At 59.1% G+C, this 16,968-nt stretch carries 13 protein-coding genes; 9 read left to right on the top strand and 4 right to left on the bottom strand.

The features are described 5' to 3' along the window. Positions 1-2: 2 nt before the first annotated feature. Both dkgB and F6R97_RS06955 read right to left on the bottom strand, forming a co-directional pair. Positions 3-806: a 2,5-didehydrogluconate reductase DkgB gene (dkgB, locus tag F6R97_RS06960; RefSeq protein WP_315866288.1), complete on the bottom strand. Its 804-nt coding sequence runs from the start codon at positions 804-806 to the stop codon at positions 3-5. 244 nt (positions 807-1,050) lie between these two features. Then, on the bottom strand, positions 1,051-1,959 hold the full coding sequence (locus F6R97_RS06955; RefSeq protein WP_315866287.1) for a LysR substrate-binding domain-containing protein: 909 nt from the start codon (positions 1,957-1,959) through the stop codon (positions 1,051-1,053). A gap of 105 nt (positions 1,960-2,064) precedes the next feature. On the opposite strand from F6R97_RS06955, the gene F6R97_RS06950 reads away from it, so the two are divergent. From F6R97_RS06950 to F6R97_RS06920, 7 genes are all read left to right on the top strand, one after another. Next, positions 2,065-2,931: a pirin family protein gene (locus F6R97_RS06950; protein ID WP_038982338.1), complete on the top strand. Its 867-nt coding sequence runs from the start codon at positions 2,065-2,067 to the stop codon at positions 2,929-2,931. 127 nt (positions 2,932-3,058) lie between these two features. Next, entirely contained in the window at positions 3,059-3,685 is a 627-nt protein-coding gene (ycaC, locus tag F6R97_RS06945) for an isochorismate family cysteine hydrolase YcaC (protein ID WP_008011497.1), read from the top strand. A 225-nt stretch (positions 3,686-3,910) separates the two neighbouring features. Next, positions 3,911-5,356 (top strand): mechanosensitive ion channel family protein, encoded by a 1,446-nt coding sequence (locus F6R97_RS06940; RefSeq protein ID WP_038982339.1) that lies wholly within the window; start codon positions 3,911-3,913, stop codon positions 5,354-5,356. 241 nt (positions 5,357-5,597) lie between these two features. After that, complete coding sequence (locus F6R97_RS06935) at positions 5,598-6,038, top strand: carboxymuconolactone decarboxylase family protein (RefSeq protein ID WP_038982340.1); 441 nt, start codon at positions 5,598-5,600, stop codon at positions 6,036-6,038. Positions 6,039-6,335: 297 nt separating this feature from the next. Continuing rightward, entirely contained in the window at positions 6,336-11,135 is a 4,800-nt protein-coding gene (locus F6R97_RS06930) for an RHS repeat-associated core domain-containing protein (RefSeq protein WP_315866286.1), read from the top strand. Then, on the top strand, positions 11,135-11,551 hold the full coding sequence (locus tag F6R97_RS06925; protein WP_038982342.1) for a hypothetical protein: 417 nt from the start codon (positions 11,135-11,137) through the stop codon (positions 11,549-11,551). Before F6R97_RS06930 ends, F6R97_RS06925 begins: the two co-directional genes overlap by 1 nt. Before the next feature lie 463 nt (positions 11,552-12,014). Continuing rightward, positions 12,015-12,338, top strand: coding sequence for a hypothetical protein (locus F6R97_RS06920; RefSeq protein ID WP_038982343.1), 324 nt, complete (start codon positions 12,015-12,017; stop codon positions 12,336-12,338). 147 nt (positions 12,339-12,485) lie between these two features. On the opposite strand, the gene F6R97_RS06915 is transcribed toward F6R97_RS06920, so the two are convergent. Then, positions 12,486-14,078, bottom strand: coding sequence for a DHA2 family efflux MFS transporter permease subunit (locus F6R97_RS06915; protein WP_048396759.1), 1,593 nt, complete (start codon positions 14,076-14,078; stop codon positions 12,486-12,488). Next, positions 14,075-15,196 (bottom strand): HlyD family secretion protein, encoded by a 1,122-nt coding sequence (locus F6R97_RS06910; protein WP_048396761.1) that lies wholly within the window; start codon positions 15,194-15,196, stop codon positions 14,075-14,077. The genes F6R97_RS06915 and F6R97_RS06910 overlap by 4 nt, the downstream gene beginning before the upstream one ends. A gap of 226 nt (positions 15,197-15,422) precedes the next feature. On the opposite strand from F6R97_RS06910, the gene F6R97_RS06905 reads away from it, so the two are divergent. Then, positions 15,423-15,923, top strand: a complete 501-nt coding sequence (locus F6R97_RS06905; RefSeq protein ID WP_007907700.1) for a sigma-70 family RNA polymerase sigma factor — start codon at positions 15,423-15,425, stop codon at positions 15,921-15,923. Positions 15,924-15,963: 40 nt separating this feature from the next. Further along, a complete protein-coding gene (locus F6R97_RS06900) occupies positions 15,964-16,938 on the top strand; it encodes a FecR family protein (protein WP_048396762.1) in 975 nt (324 codons plus the stop codon). Positions 16,939-16,968: the final 30 nt, after the last annotated feature.

Below are 16,968 nucleotides of genomic sequence, written 5' to 3'. Positions count from 1 at the left end.
GCTCAATCCCACTGCGGCGCAATGCCTTTGGGGCTGGTCAGCCGCTGACCGCGATCCAGGCCTGCGATCAGCGCCATGTCGGCGTCGCTCAAGGTCAGGGTGCAGGCCTGCAGATTGCTTTGCAGGTTGGCGCGTTTGGTGGAGGAAGGAATCACCGCGTGCCCCAGTTGCATGGCCCAGGCCAGCGTGACTTGGGCCGGTGTCGCCTGAAGGCGATCGGCGATCTGCTGGATGAGCGGATCCTTCAGCACTTCGCCGTAGGCCAGGGTCATGTAAGAGGTGATCTGGATGCCTTGGCTTTGGGCGAATTCGACAACCTTGCGATTTTGCAGGTACGGGTGCAGCTCGATCTGGTTGGTGGCGATGTTCTCGGCACCGATGGCAGCAGTGGCCTGTTGCATCAGGTCGACCGTGAAGTTGGACACGCCGAGCTGTCGGGTCAGGCCCAGTCGTTTGGCTTCGAGCAGCGCGCCCATGAATTCTTCGACCGGCACCTGATCGTCCGGCGACGGCCAGTGGATCAGCGTCAGGTCCAGGTAATCGGTTTGCAGTTTTTTCAGGCTTTCTTTGAGGCTGTCGATCAACCGGTCTCTGGCAAAGTTGGCGACCCAGATTTTGCTGGTGATGAACAGTTCTTCACGGGCAATGCCACTGGCCGTGATGGCCTGGCCAACCTCGGCTTCGTTTTCGTAGATTTGCGCGGTATCGATGACCCGGTAGCCCAGCTCAAGACCGGTGCTCACCGAATCGATGACCACTTGGCCTTGCAGGCGAAACGTACCAAGACCGAATGCGGGGATAGACATCAATGACTCCAGGGGTTGCAGTGAGAACGGACAGGAGTATCCCCGGCTGGACCCTTGAGAAAAACCGCTGGATTGGCAAAGCACTGTTTACCGTAAGTCATGAATGGAGAATTGCTAAGCGCATAAGATCAAAAGATCGCAGCCTTCGGCAGCTCCTACCCGGGATTTTGTTCGACCGCGATGTTGCGGCGTACATCGAATCTGTAGGAGCTGCCGAAGGCTGCGATCTTTTGATCTGCTGTTCTTAAGCAATATCACTATGGCTGAATTCCTCACCCAGAAAGTCGATCAAAGTCCGCACCGACGGCAGCAATCCGCGTCGTGACGGGAAGATCGCATGCACGATCCCGCACTTGGGTGTCCACCCCGGCACCAGTTCCACCAGTCGGCCGGCAGCAATCTCATCGCGCACCACCACTTGGGGCAGGTGGGCGATGCCGATGCCGGCGAGTACCGCGTGACGCAAGGCCAGCAAATCGTCGGTGACCATCCGCGGGGTATGACGAATCAGCGCGCTGGCGCCATCGGCACCGAACAATTCCCACTGATATTCACGCTGCGCGCCACCCCAATGCACGCTCGGCAGACCGCTGAGATCAGCCGGCGTGGCCGGTGATGACAAGCGCTGCAAAAACGCCGGAATACCCACCAGGCATTGGGTGCTGTTGCCCAGTACCTTCATCACCATGTCGGTGTTTTCCAGCGGTGGAAAGCGCACTCGCAGAGCGATATCGAACCCTTCGTGGATCAGATCGACCCGGCGGTTGGTGCTTTCGATGAACAACTCCACCAACGGGTATTTGAGCATGTAGCGGGTCAGCATCGGCCCGACCCAGGAATTCAACAGCGCGGTCGGGCAACTGATGCGCACCAGGCCCTGGGGTTCGGAGCGATTGCGTTCGATCAGTTCGGCGGCGCTCTCGGCTTCCACGCGCATGGCCAGGCAACGCTGGTAATACGCCTGGCCGATTTCGGTCAGCGAGCAATGCCGACTGCTGCGGTGCAGCAAGCGCACACCAAGGCGTTCTTCGAGCTCGGCAATGCGTCGGCTGAGCTTGGATTTGGGCATGTCCAGCGCGCGCCCGGCCGGGGCGAAACCGTGGTGTTCCACTACTTGGGTGAAGTAGTACAGGGTGTTGAGGTCTTCCACCATCGTTCTCCAAATAGAACGCTAAGGCTGATTTTTGCAGTCTAGCGCAGCAAAGGCTCCGGTTTTAAGCTTTGTCCATCGCGTCACACAACAGATTTGGAGGAAAAGATGAAAAACATCATCGGTATCTACACCAGCCCACGACCTCATTGGGTCGGCGACGGTTTTCCGGTTCGCACGCTGTTTTCCTACGACAACCTGGGCAAACACATCAGCCCGTTTCTGCTGCTGGATCACGCTGGTCCCGCCGAATTCACCCCGACCACCGAGCGTCGTGGCGTTGGTCAGCATCCGCACCGTGGTTTCGAAACCGTGACTATCGTTTACAAGGGCGAAGTGGAACACCGCGACTCCACCGGCAGCGGCGGCAAGATCGGCCCCGGCGACGTGCAATGGATGACCGCGGCCTCGGGGATTCTTCATGAAGAGTTCCACTCCGAAAGTTTCGCCAAGAGCGGCGGCACCCTGGAAATGGTGCAGCTGTGGGTCAACCTGCCGGCCAGGGACAAAATGGCTGAGCCCGGTTACCAGACGATTCTTGACGGTGACATCCCGAGCATCCCACTGAAGAACAACACTGGCAGCCTGCGTTTGATCGCCGGTGAGTTCGAAGGCCATAGCGGCCCGGCGCGCACCTTTACGCCGATCGACGTGTGGGACGTTCGCTTGAACGCCGGCAAATTGCTGACCCTGGATCTGCATGAAGGGCGTAACACGGCACTGGTGGTGCTGCGCGGCACGGTTCAGATCAACGGTGTGGAATTGGTTCGAGAAGGGCAGTTGGCGCTGTTCGAACGCGACGGTGATCAGCTCAGTCTGGAAGCCAATAACGACGCCGTGGTGCTGCTGCTCAGCGGCGAGCCGATCGACGAGCCCATTGTCGGCCATGGCCCGTTCGTGATGAACACCGAGCAGGAGATTCACCAGGCCTTTGCCGACTTCCAGTCGGGGCGCTTCGGCCGGATGCCCGGTTGAAATCTTTGTTGTAACGCTGTGGCGTGCCGGGCTTGGCTGACTACGCTTGCTTGGCCGCGTTTTAACGAAATATCAGAGTTCACTCACGCCGGCCCGTTCGGCATCGATAAAAAGCGAGGATTGACCCATGACTACTTCCTACAAACGTCTCGACAAGGATAACGCCGCCGTTCTGCTGGTGGATCATCAGGCGGGTTTGCTTTCTCTGGTGCGCGACATCGATCCGGACCGTTTCAAGAATAACGTGCTGGCCCTGGCCGACCTGGCCAAGTACTTCAAGCTGCCAACGATTCTGACCACCAGTTTCGAAACCGGCCCCAATGGCCCGCTGGTGCCGGAACTCAAGGCACTGTTCCCGGACGCGCCGTACATCGCTCGCCCAGGCCAGATCAACGCCTGGGACAACGAAGACTTCGTCAAGGCGATCAAGGCTACCGGCAAGAAACAACTGATCATCGCCGGTGTGGTAACTGAAGTCTGCGTGGCATTCCCGGCGCTGTCGGCCCTGGCTGAAGGCTTCGAGGTGTTCGTGGTGACCGATGCTTCCGGCACGTTCAACGAACTGACCCGTCAATCGGCATGGGATCGCATGTCATCCTCTGGCGCCCAGCTGATGACCTGGTTCGGCCTGGCCTGTGAACTGCATCGCGACTGGCGCAACGACGTGGAAGGCCTGGCGACTCTGTTCTCCAACCACATCCCGGATTACCGCAACCTGATGACCAGCTACAACACCCTCACCAACAGCAAGTAAACCCTGGCAGCACATACACACATATCCTGTGGGAGCGGGCTTGTGTGGCGAGGGGACTTGCCCCCGTTCGAGTGCGCAGCGCTCGCAGGTCTTGGGTCCGCTGCGCGGCCCAACGGGGGCAAGCCCCCTCGCCACACAAGCTCGCTCCCACGGTGTTTTGTGTTGTTCTGAAGACATCAAATCCTCCTACACTGTGCCCATCCGTACTATTGCTGGAGTTGCTTGATGCTGTCACTGCTTACCGATCACCCGTTGCTCAGCGCGTTGATCCTGATCCTGATCGATCTGGCTTTGTGGCGTTTGATCGCGGCCAGCGGCAGCAACTGGAAACTGGCGGTACGGCTGGTAATTTTTTCGTTGTTCAGCGTGCTGCTGTTCAACGAAGGCTTGAACCCCATGGAGCCGGCGCCCTGGGCCGACAACGTGCCGTTGCACCTGGCGGCAACCGGTTTGCAAATTGGCTGGTGGCTGTTCGCCGCGCGCACCCTGACGGTGTTGATCGGTGCGGGGATGATGCAACGGGTCGGACACACCGGGCGCTTGTTGCAGGATCTGCTCGGCGCGGTGATTTTCCTGATCGCGGTCATCGCTGCCCTGGCATACGTGCTCGATTTGCCGGTCAAGGGCGTGCTGGCAACGTCCGGTGCGTTGGCGATCATCGTCGGCCTGGCCTTGCAAAGTACCCTCAGCGACGTGTTCTCCGGGATCGTCCTCAACACTACCAAACCCTATCAACTGGATGACTGGATCTCCATCGACGGCACCGAAGGCCGGGTCATCGACATCGACTGGCGCGCCACGCGCCTGCAAACCGCGCAAGGCAGCATGGCGGTGATTCCCAACTCGTTGGCGGCCAAGGCCAAGATCATCAACTTCAGCCGACCCAGTGACATTTTCGGGGTGTCGATCAGCTTGCAAGTAAGCCCCCATGCGCGTCCGCAAAAGGTGATCGATGCACTGGAACGGGCCGTGCAGGGCTGCCGCCTTCTGTTGAACAAACCGGCGGCGAGCGTGGCGTTGAAAAGCTCTGGCGGCGCCGGTGTGGAATACGAAATCAGCGGGTTCGTGGTCTCCATGGACCAGAAGCGCATGGTGCGTAATCAGCTGTTTGATCTGGCGTTCCGGCACTTGCAGGCTTCGGGTATCAGCCTGTTGTCGAGCGTCGAACCCAATACGCCCGCTACCCTGTCACGGCCGCTGGCGCTGCTGGAAAGCTCGAACATTTTCTCGACCCTGCGTCAGGAAGAGAAAGAAGCCTTTAGCCAGAACATGACCCTGCAAACCTTCCGCGCCGGGGAAATGATCCTGTCAGCGGGGGAGGTCAGCGATCATTTGTTCATCATCGAATCAGGTGTGGTGTCGGTGGAGCTGAGCCGTGGCGGGGTCAAGTTCGAATCCGGGCGCATGGGGCCGGGCGAGGTGATTGGCGAGGCCGGGATATTGTCTGATTCGTCAGTGCCGGCGGACATCAGCGCCAAGACTTTTTGCAGTTTGTACCGGATCGAGAAGGAATACCTCAAACCGTGCCTGGAGGCGCGACACGACATCAGCGAAGCGATGAAGGCGTTACTCGATTTCCGTTTGCACAAGGCTCAGACGTTGACTCAGGAAGTGCCGAAGGTGGTGGCGAAGAAGGGGTTTTTGCAGTGGTTGCGTAGTCGTAGCGGCTGATGTGTTGGTTGCCTGTTCCGGCCCCTTCGCGAGCAAGCCCGCTCCCACACTTGATCTTGGCCGGACACAAAACCTGTGTTCACTGAAGATCTAATGTGGGAGCGGGCTTGCTCGCGAAGAGGCCGGAACAGGCAACCCCCAATGGTCTATTGGCATCCTCAACTTCCCAATAATTGGCTATTTGTTCAACCCCACGTCGGTATTAACGTAGCGCCAATCCCACCCGTGATTGGAGCTCACCATGCAACCTCGTATCGATTTCTACACCGCCTCCCCAGACGGCCTGAAAGCCATGATCGCCCTGGAAACCGCCGTCTCGAAGCTGCCGCTGGAAAAGTCGCTGATCGAACTGGTCAAGCTGCGCGCTTCGCAGATCAACGGCTGCGCCTTTTGCATCGACATGCACACTGCCGATGCCATCAAGGGCGGGGAAACTCCACGCCGGCTGTTTGCCGTGACGGCCTGGCGCGAGGCACCGTTCTTCACCGATCGTGAGCGCGCCGCGCTGGCCTGGACCGAATCCCTGACCCAGCTGAGCCTCACCCACGCGCCGGATGAAGACTATGCGCTGCTCAGCGCCGAGTTCAGCCCCAAGGAAATGGTCGACCTGACCGTGGCGATTTCCACCATCAACAGCTGGAATCGCCTGGCCGTGGGTTTTCGCAAAATGCCTCAGGCGTAACGCCCTGGCTCTAATGCCAGTCAGTTAAGAGCGGCGATCCGACTTGCTCGCGAAAGCGGTATGTCAGGCGACATCAATGTTGACTGTGCTGCCGTCTTCGCGAGCAAGCCTGCTCCCACCTGGATTGCGCGTTATTGAGTCGCTGTTAATCAGCGAATCCCCCTACAGCTATTTCCACCTTTCCCGACTTCTTTCCTGATCGATCCCACGCAAAGTCCCCGCGCCTAATTTTCTGCGCGAGGGATTGCTCATGTTCGACTCCTTATATCCAGCAACTCCGTACTTCTCGGTGCGTTGATGGAGCACGTTACCCGCATCGAGGAGGAACTCGACAACTTTCCGCACACCCTCTCGCTCTATCGCGAACAGCTCAATCACTGGCTCAACCGAGCCGCCGACCAGGCCAGCCACGTGGCGGATCTGCCGTCGCTGATGGGCATGGAACGGATCATCCGGTTCGCAAGCTCCAGCACCGTTGTCAGCAGCGGCGACGACGAGTTTATCTCCACCGTCGTCGAGTGCCCGAAAGGCGGAAAGCTCGAAATCGAGAGCAAGTTCGAATCGGTTTATGACATTCCCGTGGGGGACATTCAGGTCGATGTGATCGCGATGGATGGCGGTAAGTCGACGCCGGTCACGCTCGATAAAAACGGCAAGGGAACATTCCGAGGGGAAGAGGGCAAGTTCTACCGCGTTCACGTTCACAACGAAGTGACGCCGGAACAAGTTGATGAGCTTTTTTCTTCCTATGGCGGCCTGACCACGAAGCTCGATAACTGGCTGCGTGAGGAATGGCAGACGTTCAAGCCGAAGTGGTCGGAATCATCTTCGGTTGCTGTAGGCAATGGAATGCTTGCGGGGAGTTGGGCGGCGATCGAGGGTGTGTGGGACAGCATCAGCCTGCTGTCGGACATCCTCAAGGATCCCGACCGGTTTGCTAAGCGATTGGGCTGCGGTGCCGATCAGTTGCGCGAGCTGGCGGAAAAATCACCGCAGGTGATGCAAAAAATCCAGCTGTTGGCCAGTGACGAAGCGGCCCTGTGTTTGCTGCTGCGCACGGCCAGCCTGTGGCTGGACATGCTGCCGCCCAGCGAGATCGCCGGTAAAACCGCTGAAGCAGTCTCGGCGGGCGTGGTGCAATTGCTGATCGACATTCTGATCGGGATTGTCCTGACGTTCGCCGGGGCGGGTGCCGGGATCGCCTATCTGAGCATGCGCCTGGTCAACTACGGCGCGCGAATCATCAATGCCGTGGTGCGCTTTATCAAAGCGATTTTCACGATCATCGACAGCTTCATGGAGTACGTCGACCACTACAAGAAAGTCGCTGCACGCGGTGTTGCAGCGGGTCTGAAAAAAGGTCGGATGCAACTGCGCTGGGATGCCAAACACAACACCACGCTCAAGCCAAACGAACACCACGACGACGCCTCGAAACAGGCCACCAACCCCAACGGCGACAGTGCCGAGTCAGCCGATAAAACCGCGACCAACAAATGCCCGGTGTCGATGGTCACCGGCGAAGAACTGCTGACCCTCACCGACGGTGCGCTGGACGGGCTCCTGCCGTTCGACTTCACCCGGCTCTATCGCACCAGCGCCGCGGAGATCGACTGCGGGCTGGGTTTTGGCTGGAGCCATTCGCTCGCCCATCGGCTGGAAATCGATGGCGACACGGTCATCTGGGTCGACCACGAAAACCGCCGCACCACCTTCCCGCTACCGAATCGCGAACGCCCGGCGATCCACAACAGCCTGTCACGCGCGGCGATTTATCTCGGCGATGAACCCGAGGAACTGATCCTCGCCCAAGCCGGCGACGACGCACGTTTTTATCACTTTCATAACGGTCGGCTGACGGCGATCAGCGATGCCTACGACAACCGCTTGCGCATCACCCGCGACCGCCAGCAGCGCATTCAGCGCCTCGACAACGGCGCCGGTCGCGCTTTGTTGTTGCGCTATGACCGCGCGCATCTGATCGCCGTCGACTATCAGGTTTTTGTCCCGGCCCAGACCCTCGCCGAGGCCTGGCACACCGAGCAGACGCTGGTCAGCTACCTCTACGACGAACGCGCTCATCTGATCGAAGCGAGCAACGCCGCCGGGGAAAGCGAGCGTTACGATTACGACGACCGGCACGTGATCCTGCAGCGGCAACTGGCCGGTGGCGCGAGTTTCTTCTGGGCGTGGGAAAGGTCTGGCAAGGCAGCGCGCTGCATCCGGCACTGGGCGTCGTTTGCGCAGATGGATGCGCGTTATGTCTGGGATGACCACGGCAGCGTTACGGTCCTGAACATCGATGGCAGTGAAGAGGTTTACCTCCACGACGACCGCGCGCGGCTGGTGCGTAAGGTCGAGCTGAACGGTGGTGAACAGCTCAAGGCCTATGACGACAACGGCCGGTTGGTGGCCGAGCAGGATCCGCTCGGCGCCGTCACCGAATACCGTTACGACGAAGTCGGACGGTTGGTGGCGCTGATTTCGCCGGAAGACGAGCCAACGGCCTACGAGTATCGCAACGGTTTCCTGCATGCGCGCTATCGCGGCAAAGCGGTGTGGACCTACCAGCGCAATGCCCAGGGCGATGTCACTGAAGCCACCGATCCCGACGGGCAGGTCACCCACTATCACTACGACGAAAAAGGTCAGCTGCTGTCGATCCGCTACCCGGACACCAGCCGACATGTGTTCGTCTGGAATGCCTTGGGGCAGTTGCTCGAAGAGACTTTGCCGGACGGTGGGCAGCGAAAGTTTTCCTACGATGCGCTGGGTCGGCAGACGACCCGTCAGGATGAACACGGCGCGGTCACCCGCTACCAATGGGATGCCATCGGCCGACTGCTCCAGACGACTTTGCCTACCGGCGCCAGCCGCGGGTTCAGCTACAACGCCTACGGCCAGATCACCGCGGAGCGCGATGAACTGGGTCGCATCACCCGCTACGAATACGCCGACGACCTGCACTTGGTCAGCCGCCGGATCAATCCGGATGGAACCCAGCTCCAGTACCGCTACGACAACGCGCAGCTGCTGCTCACGGAAATCGAAAACGAATCCGGTGAAAAATATCGGCTGGACTACACGGCCAACGGCCTGATCCGACAGGAAACCGGATTCGACGGCCGCCGCACCGCGTATGCCTACGACCTCAACGGCCACCTGCTGGAGAAAACCGAGTTCGGCGACGACGGCTCGCAGCTGGTTACGGCTTATGAGCGGGACTCGGCCGGACGGTTGCTAACCAAGACCCTGCCCGATGGCATCCAGGTCAAGTACCGCTACGACTCGCTGGGCCGACTGACCAGCGTCGACGACGGTCACGACCATCCGCTGGAATTCGAGTACGACCAGCAGGATCGCCTGATCACCGAACATCAGGGCTGGGGCACCTTGCGCTATGGCTACGACGCCTGCGGCCAACTCAAGCGCCTGCGCCTGCCGGACGGCAGCAAACTCGATTACCACCACGCCAAGGGCGGCGCGCTGACGGCCATCGACCTCAACGGTGCACGTCTTACAAGCCACACGTACAAATTCGGTCAAGAGCAACAACGCCAACAGGGCCTGCTGCTCAGCGAATACGCCTACGACGACCAAGGCCGTTTGAAGGCCCATGCTGTCAGCCAACAGCAAAAAAGCCTGTACCGCCGCGACTATGCCTACAGCCTCAACGGCAACCTCGACCAGATCGCCGACACCCGCCACGGCCAACGCAGCTACCAGTACGACCCGCTCAACCGCCTGATTCGCGTGCGCCACACCCGCGACGACCCACCGGAAAGCTTCGCCCACGACCCGGCCGGCAACCTGTTGATGCAAGATCGCCCCGGCGCCGCGAAAGTGCGGGGTAATCGCCTGCTCATGCAAGGCGACCGCCATTACGACTACGACGCCTTCGGCAACCTCATCCGCGAACGCCGCGGCACCGCGCAAAAACTCGTCACCGAATACCGCTACGACTGCCAGCACCGACTGGTCGGCGTCACTACCCCGGACGGTCGTTGCTCCAGCTACCGCTACGACGCCTTCGGCCGCCGCATCGCCAAAACCGTCGATGGCAAAACTACCGAGTTTTTCTGGCAGGGCGATAACCTCGTCGCTGAAAGCAGCAAAGAGCATTACCGCAGCTACCTATACGAGCCGGGCAGCTTCCGCCCATTGGCCATGCTCGACGGCAAGGGCCCGAAAAAGGCCTGCCCGTTCTACTACCAACTCGATCACCTCGGTACGCCGCAGGAACTGACGGATTTCGGTGGCGAGATTGTCTGGTCGGCGAAGTACAGCGCCTACGGCAAGGTCACTCGCCTAGCGCTCGGTGGGGGCGAGCAGCTCGATCAGCCGCTGCGGTTTCAGGGGCAATATTTCGACGCCGAGAGCGGTCTGCACTACAACCGGCATCGGTACTATGATCCGGAGGTTGGTCGATACCTGACGCCGGATCCGGTCAAGTTGGCGGGTGGGCTGAACCAGTATCAATACACCCCGAATCCAACGGGATGGGTTGATCCGTTGGGGTTGAGCGGGAACTGTCCGCCACCGAATAAGCCTGGGTGTTCCGCGCCGGATGGTGTTGCTGGTGTCAAGGTGGATGAGGGTGACCCACCGCTGCCGAAGCTGACGACTGAACAGCGGCGCGCGCGGATAGATGAGTTGGCTGAGGCGAATGCCAAGGGGCGGGTCATGGCGATGGAGGATAAATACGACATGCACACTGTTAAAAAGCACAGTTCAGAAATACCTGATGCTGCACTAAAGCAGAGGGCTATAAATGGAGCACACCCTGAAACGGGAAGAGTTCCAGTACCACCAAGAGGAAATTTAAGCTCCCAGTTCGCAAACTGGAGAGTTCATTTTAATGCGTTGAACAAAGCTATGACGAGGGAAAGGCTCGGGCTGGACCCATATACAGGTTGGGATCACAATAATGACCCTATTGTAAGGATGGAGTTGCCTGGTGCGGGTCGCGGTTATCGACCGAACAAAAAAGACAATCAAAATCCCACGCTGAATGATGATTTAAATTGGTTTGAGGTTAAGTTTGATCAGGATAAGGTGGCTTGGCCGTATACGGGTTTTCCCTCGGAGAGAAAGTGATGTTGAAAGATCCCTTTATGAATGAAGATTTTGAACCGAACCTGATGTGGTTTATTGGGGTGTTTAATGTCTATGATCGTGAGGAGACTCGAGGGGAAGAACTCGTAGCCTTTGATCCTGATAATCAGGTTGATAGAGATGTTCTGATCGTTAGGTATAGTTTGAAATTGAGGTGTTTATCTTATCGGCACAAGTTTGTGTTGTTTGAGTTTTTGGCCGAAAAGCTAAAAGATTGTAACTATGACTTTCAAATTTTGTTCAATATAGACGATGTGTATGACTCAAGTTGGCCGCGAACTGAATGGTATGCGCTGAAAGACCCTCGTGGTTTTTTTGAGGATATATATAGATTGGCGAGCGAAGAGTGGAAAGACGATCTTCATAAGGCCAGCCTTGAAGATCAGTCCACATGGTGAAGTCCGTTAATTTAGTGTCTGAAGGATTTTATGACCGCTTCGCGCTCAATCGCGGGCAAGCCTCGCTCCTACAGGACGGCGGTGATCTGTAGGAGCGAGGCTTGCCCGCGATGGCGGTCTCATAGGTCGCGAAATTTCCGGACAAGCTCGTCGGAAGTTTCCTTCAACTCGTAGCGGTTTCCATGAACTGGTGCGAAATGAGCTCCATCGATAGTCTTTGGCAGTCACTGAAAATTCAGTGGCAGGGTGTAGGAACCCTTCAAGACTAGAGTGGACGCTTTGGCGTCGACACCTGAATTTGCGGCCATCAACGTGCGTCCGTAAGATCAGTTGCGGCGGCTGTGCGCGGGCACGCTTCGGTGTGGTCGAGTTCTCTGGTCTCGATATTCCTACCCCGCGTATAGCTGCCACCCAAGCCTGTAGGAAGGCTGATGGTAGCTCCACTTCTACCAGAGGTTTAAAAATGAAAAATCTTCACCCCGATCCACCCTACGAAAAACCAATTCCCCACCCCAAAAACCGCTTCATGGCGCTCACCAGCAACTGCACTGACATGCCCACCCTGTTCGTCGATACCCACGCGCCGCTCGATATCCTGACCGACGCCGCCAGCTATCGAATTCGTGCTGTAACGCAGGTGCTCGAAAATCTGTCCATGCGCGGCTCAGTCGAATGCGATTCGATGATTCTCAGCGACTTTGCTTTGCTCTGCGCCATTCCTCTGCGGGATGGGTGCGATGTGCTGGATGTGATTGGGCGGCGGTTGAGGGCACGGCCTTCGGAGTAGCGGCGGGCGTTGTTGTGGCGAGGGGGCAAGCTCCCTCGCCACAAGAGCAAGATCAAAAGATCGCAGCCTTCGGCAGCTCCTACGGGGGGCCTTCTTATGCTTCTGTGTCGGGAGAGGGGCCGCTTCGCGACCCAACAGGGGCAAGCCTCAATGCGCATCAGCACTCGGCGCGGCCGGTGGTTGTATCTTGCGCATCAAGGGCACCATCGCCGTGGCGAGGATGAAGCAGACCATGATCATCAGGAACGCGTCGCCATAGGTTTGTGTCTGCGCTTCGCGGTAGGTCAGCAGCCACAACTGACGCAGGCTGGCGGTGACGCCGATGTCACCGCTTTGGCCGAGGGCGGCGAAGTTATTGCCGACCTGGGACAGCCACTGATTCAGCGCTTCGTTGGTGCTGTTGAGGTTCTCCGCCAACCGGGTGAAGTGCAGGTTGGTGCGGTCATTGAGGATGGTCGCGCACGCGGCGATGCCCATCGCGCCGCCGAGATTACGCATCAGATTAAACAATCCCGAAGCATGTTTGAGCCGCGCGGGCGCCAGTCCGCCGAGGGTCAGGGTCACCGCGGGCGGCACCGCCAGTTGTTGAGCGATCCCGCGCAAGGCTTGCGGCAGCATCAATTCTTTAGCCCCCCAGTCGTGGGTGATCGGGCTGAAATCCCACATCGACAAGGCGAACAACCCAAGGCCGATCATCATGACCCAGCGCAGGTCAATGCGGTTGGCCAGAAAGGCGTACAGTGGAATCGCCAGAATCTGGAACACCCCGGTGGAAAAAACCGCCAGGCCAATATCCAGCGCGCCGTAGCCACGTACACGACCGAGAAACAGTGGCGTCAGGTAAATAGTCGCGAACAGGCCGATCCCCGTGACGAACGAAAAGAAACAACCGAGGGCGAAGTTGCGGTCTTTCAAGGCACGCAGATCGACGATCGGATTGGCCACGTGCAAGGTCCGACCGATGAAAGCCAATCCCGCCAGGCCGCTGATCCAGGCGGTGGTCAGGATCGTGCTGTCGCTGAACCAGTTGAAGCGTGGGCCTTCTTCGAGGGTGTATTGCAGGCAACCGAGAAACACCGCCATGAACAGCATGCTCAGGTAGTCGGCACCCTTGAGCAGCGACAGTTCCGGCTGGTCGATTTTCACCAGCATCGGCACCGCCACCGCGACGAAAATTCCCGGCACCAGGTTGATGTAGAACAGCCAGTGCCAGGACGAAATGTCGGTGATCCAGCCCCCGATCACCGGCCCCAGCGTCGGTGCCAGCGAGGCCACGGCACCGATGGTCGCGGCGGCGATTACCCGTTGTTTACCGGTGAAGAAAAAGAACGCGGTGGTGAACACCAGCGGGATCATCGAACCACCGAGAAACCCTTGCAAGGCGCGGAAGGCGATCATGCTCTGGATGTTCCAGGCCGCGCCGCAGAGCAGGCTGGCTAAAGTGAAACCCACCGCCGAAGCGCAGAACAACCAACGGGTCGAGAACACTCGGGACAGCCAACCCGACAGCGGAATCACGATGATTTCGGCGATCAGGTAACTGGTCTGTACCCATGCAGTTTCGTCGGTGCCAGCCGAGAGCCCGCCGCCGATGTCACGCAGCGACGCCGAGACGATCTGGATATCCAGCAGCGCAATGAACATGCCGATGCACATCGTGGCGAAGGCGAACACCTTGGTCGCCGTCGCCATGTTGGCGGCGTCGAACGGCAGCGCGGGGGCGGCGAGGGCGCGACTCATGGTGTGCTGGCCACGGTCGGGGTTTCAGGCTCGGCGCGGGTGTCCACTTCGGCAGTCACCGACAAACCGGGGCGCAGGTGACCGAGCACGCCGTCAGCGGGATCGAGCAGGATTCGCACCGGCACTCGCTGGACAATTTTGGTGAAGTTGCCAGTGGCGTTTTCCGGTGGCAGCACGCTGAACTGCGAACCACTGGCCGGCGCAAGGCTGTCCAGATGACCGTGGAATTCACGCCCCTTGAGCACGTCTGCATGAACGATCACACGTTGGCCCGGCGTCATCCGCGACAGCTGATCTTCCTTGAAATTGGCATCGACCCACAGCCCGCTGGCCGGCACCACCGACAACAGTTGCGAACCGGCCTGGGCATAAGCGCCGACCCGTGCCCGGCGATTGCCGATCACGCCGTCGACGGGGGCTTTCAACTCGGTGTAACCGACATTCAATTGCGCCAGATCACGCTCGGCCCGCGCCTGGATCAACGCGGCGCGCGCTTGCTGCTTCTGGGTTTCAATCACGTTCAATTGGCGTTGCGCGGCCAGCAATTCGGCTTGGGCTCGGGCACTCTGCGCCTGTGCAGTCTTGAAGGTGGCGTCGGCCCGTTGCGCGCTTTCCACCGAGACGGCATTGCTGTTCACCAGGCGTTTGTAGCGGGCGTTATCGTCCCGCGAGCGCGCGGTTTCGGCACCCGCGGCATCGATGCCGGCGCGGGCCTGGCCGATCACCGCGTGTTGCAGTTGTTCGGTGGCGTCGAGGTTGGCGAGTAACGCTTCTTCGGCAGCCACCGCACCTTCGGCCTTGGCCAGGTTGGCGCGATAGTCACGGGCGTCGAGCCGAATCAGCACATCGCCAGCCTTGACCTTCTGGTTGTCGGTGACCAGCACTTCTTCGATATACCCCGCGACTTTCGGCCCGATCACCGTGACGTCACCACCGATATAGGCATCGTCGGTTTCTTCGATGAAACGCCCGGCGGTCCACCAATGAGCTGCGTACAACCCGATAAACACTAAGGCAGCGATGGCTGCCGTCAGCAAGACCAGCCTTTTAAGCAGGGGAGGCTTGGGTGTGCTCACCGGGACAGCAAGGTCGGGTTCAAGGCTGGGCATGCTGGTCATAAAAAAATACCTGTGAGGAACGGCGCTTTATTACATCTGTAATATGACGTAGGTAATATTCACTGACAATTGTTTTCTGCTGCCGATCGTCAGGTGCTCTTGGAATAGTGAGGGAAATGATTGGCTTCTATCACTGCTTGACTCTTTATCAGACGCTCTGAGGAATGATTTGCCGGCCTTAATAGGAAGCATTACTATTCACGCCTCCTCCCCACAGCACACCGCAATGACCCCCAAGCTGCCCCGCAGACACGGCTTTTTCGAGCATTACGAAGAGTTGATCGGCACCTGGACCCGTCGCCTGAGAAATCGTCAGCAGGCCGAGGACCTGGCCCATGACACCTTCGTGCGGGTGCTTGAGTCTGATTCGGCGGCGGTGCAACAACCTCGGGCGTATTTGCACCAGACCGCGCGCAACATTGCGGTGGACGGTTATCGGCGTGAGGATCGGCGGGGCGCCATGGAGTCGGAGGCGATCGATCACAGTGTGTCGTCGTCCGGCGACCCGGAGCATTTCATGCACGCGATCCAGTTGGCGGATTCCATCGAACGGGCGCTCACCGAGCTGCCGGTCAACTGTCGCAAGGTGTTCGTCTGGCAGAAGATCGAAGGCCTGACCCAGGCCGAAATCGCTGAGCGCCTGGGGCTGTCCAAGAACATGGTGGAAAAGTATATGATCCGCACCCTGCGGCATTTGCGTGATCGCCTGGACGGGTTACAGCCATGATTCGCCGCGCCTTTTCATCCCCGGCCAAACAGGACTTTCCATGATGGATACTCGTGATTGTGCGTGCGGGCAAACAACGGTTCGCGATGACGCGGCGCGGTGGTTTGTGCGTTTGCAGGAACCTGCCGTCAACGCCGAAGATCGGCGAGGCTTCGAGATCTGGCTGGACGAACACCCTCAGCATCGCGACGAATATCAAATGCTCCAGAGCCTGTGGGCGGCAACAGATCTGCTGCCCGCCAAGCGTTTGCACGCCTTGTGCGAAACCCCGCCGGCGCGCCGCACACGTCATCCGCTGGTGCGTTACGCGGTGGCCGCCAGTGTGTTGGCGGTGGCGCTCGGCCTGGGGTTGTTCAGTGGCTTGAACCCTCCGGCGACCTACACCGCTGAATATTCCACGGCCCTTGGCGAGCGTCGTCATGTGGCGTTGCCAGACGGTTCGGTGATCGATATGAACAGCCGCAGCCGGGTGCAGGTGCGCTATGAAAAAGATCGTCGCGGCATCGAGTTGACGCAAGGCGAGGCGATGTTCAGCGTCGAGCACGACAGCAGCCGACCGTTCGTGGTCGAGGCGGGCAGCGGCAAGGTCACGGTCACTGGCACCCGTTTCGACGTACGTCGCGACAACACTGAAACCCGGGTCGCGGTGGAGCAGGGCACGGTCAAGGTTCAAGGTAGCGGCGCCGATTTCGTCAGCCTCACCGCTGGCCTTGGCACTCGCGTCGATGCTCTGGGGAAGGTGGCCGCGGCCTATACGGTCAACTCTGCCGAACTGACCGCGTGGCGCAACGGCAAACTGGTATTCAACAATGCCAGCCTCAGCGAAGTGGCCGAAGAAGTGTCGCGTTATCGGGCAAAACCACTGACGGTCGGTAGCGCCAAAGTGGGCGATCTGCGCCTGACCAGCGTGTTCAAATCCGACAACACCGACGCCTTGCTCAAGGCCTTGCCGAGCATTCTGCCGGTAGCCATTCGCACCCTCGATGACGGCAGTCAGGAAATAATTGCCCGATAGATTCAGGTTTTTTTCGAGTTCTTCGTCTTC

The sequence above is a fragment of the Pseudomonas sp. JV414 genome, from assembly GCF_032424305.1.
Lineage (GTDB): Bacteria > Pseudomonadota > Gammaproteobacteria > Pseudomonadales > Pseudomonadaceae > Aquipseudomonas > Aquipseudomonas lini.
Note: the sequence above shows the minus strand (reverse complement) of the source record. Positions and strands in the feature narration are given on the sequence as shown.

What these genes read in the sequence shown, in the direction of transcription:
- dkgB (WP_315866288.1), bottom strand. Translation starts at nt 806, where the DNA reads ATGTCTATCCCCGCATTCGGTCTTGGTACGTTTCGCCTGCAAGGCCAA.
- F6R97_RS06955 (WP_315866287.1), bottom strand. Translation starts at nt 1,959, where the DNA reads ATGGTGGAAGACCTCAACACCCTGTACTACTTCACCCAAGTAGTGGAA.
- F6R97_RS06950 (WP_038982338.1), top strand. Translation starts at nt 2,065, where the DNA reads ATGAAAAACATCATCGGTATCTACACCAGCCCACGACCTCATTGGGTC.
- ycaC (WP_008011497.1), top strand. Translation starts at nt 3,059, where the DNA reads ATGACTACTTCCTACAAACGTCTCGACAAGGATAACGCCGCCGTTCTG.
- F6R97_RS06940 (WP_038982339.1), top strand. Translation starts at nt 3,911, where the DNA reads ATGCTGTCACTGCTTACCGATCACCCGTTGCTCAGCGCGTTGATCCTG.
- F6R97_RS06935 (WP_038982340.1), top strand. Translation starts at nt 5,598, where the DNA reads ATGCAACCTCGTATCGATTTCTACACCGCCTCCCCAGACGGCCTGAAA.
- F6R97_RS06930 (WP_315866286.1), top strand. Translation starts at nt 6,336, where the DNA reads ATGGAGCACGTTACCCGCATCGAGGAGGAACTCGACAACTTTCCGCAC.
- F6R97_RS06925 (WP_038982342.1), top strand. Translation starts at nt 11,135, where the DNA reads ATGTTGAAAGATCCCTTTATGAATGAAGATTTTGAACCGAACCTGATG.
- F6R97_RS06920 (WP_038982343.1), top strand. Translation starts at nt 12,015, where the DNA reads ATGAAAAATCTTCACCCCGATCCACCCTACGAAAAACCAATTCCCCAC.
- F6R97_RS06915 (WP_048396759.1), bottom strand. Translation starts at nt 14,078, where the DNA reads ATGAGTCGCGCCCTCGCCGCCCCCGCGCTGCCGTTCGACGCCGCCAAC.
- F6R97_RS06910 (WP_048396761.1), bottom strand. Translation starts at nt 15,196, where the DNA reads ATGACCAGCATGCCCAGCCTTGAACCCGACCTTGCTGTCCCGGTGAGC.
- F6R97_RS06905 (WP_007907700.1), top strand. Translation starts at nt 15,423, where the DNA reads ATGACCCCCAAGCTGCCCCGCAGACACGGCTTTTTCGAGCATTACGAA.
- F6R97_RS06900 (WP_048396762.1), top strand. Translation starts at nt 15,964, where the DNA reads ATGATGGATACTCGTGATTGTGCGTGCGGGCAAACAACGGTTCGCGAT.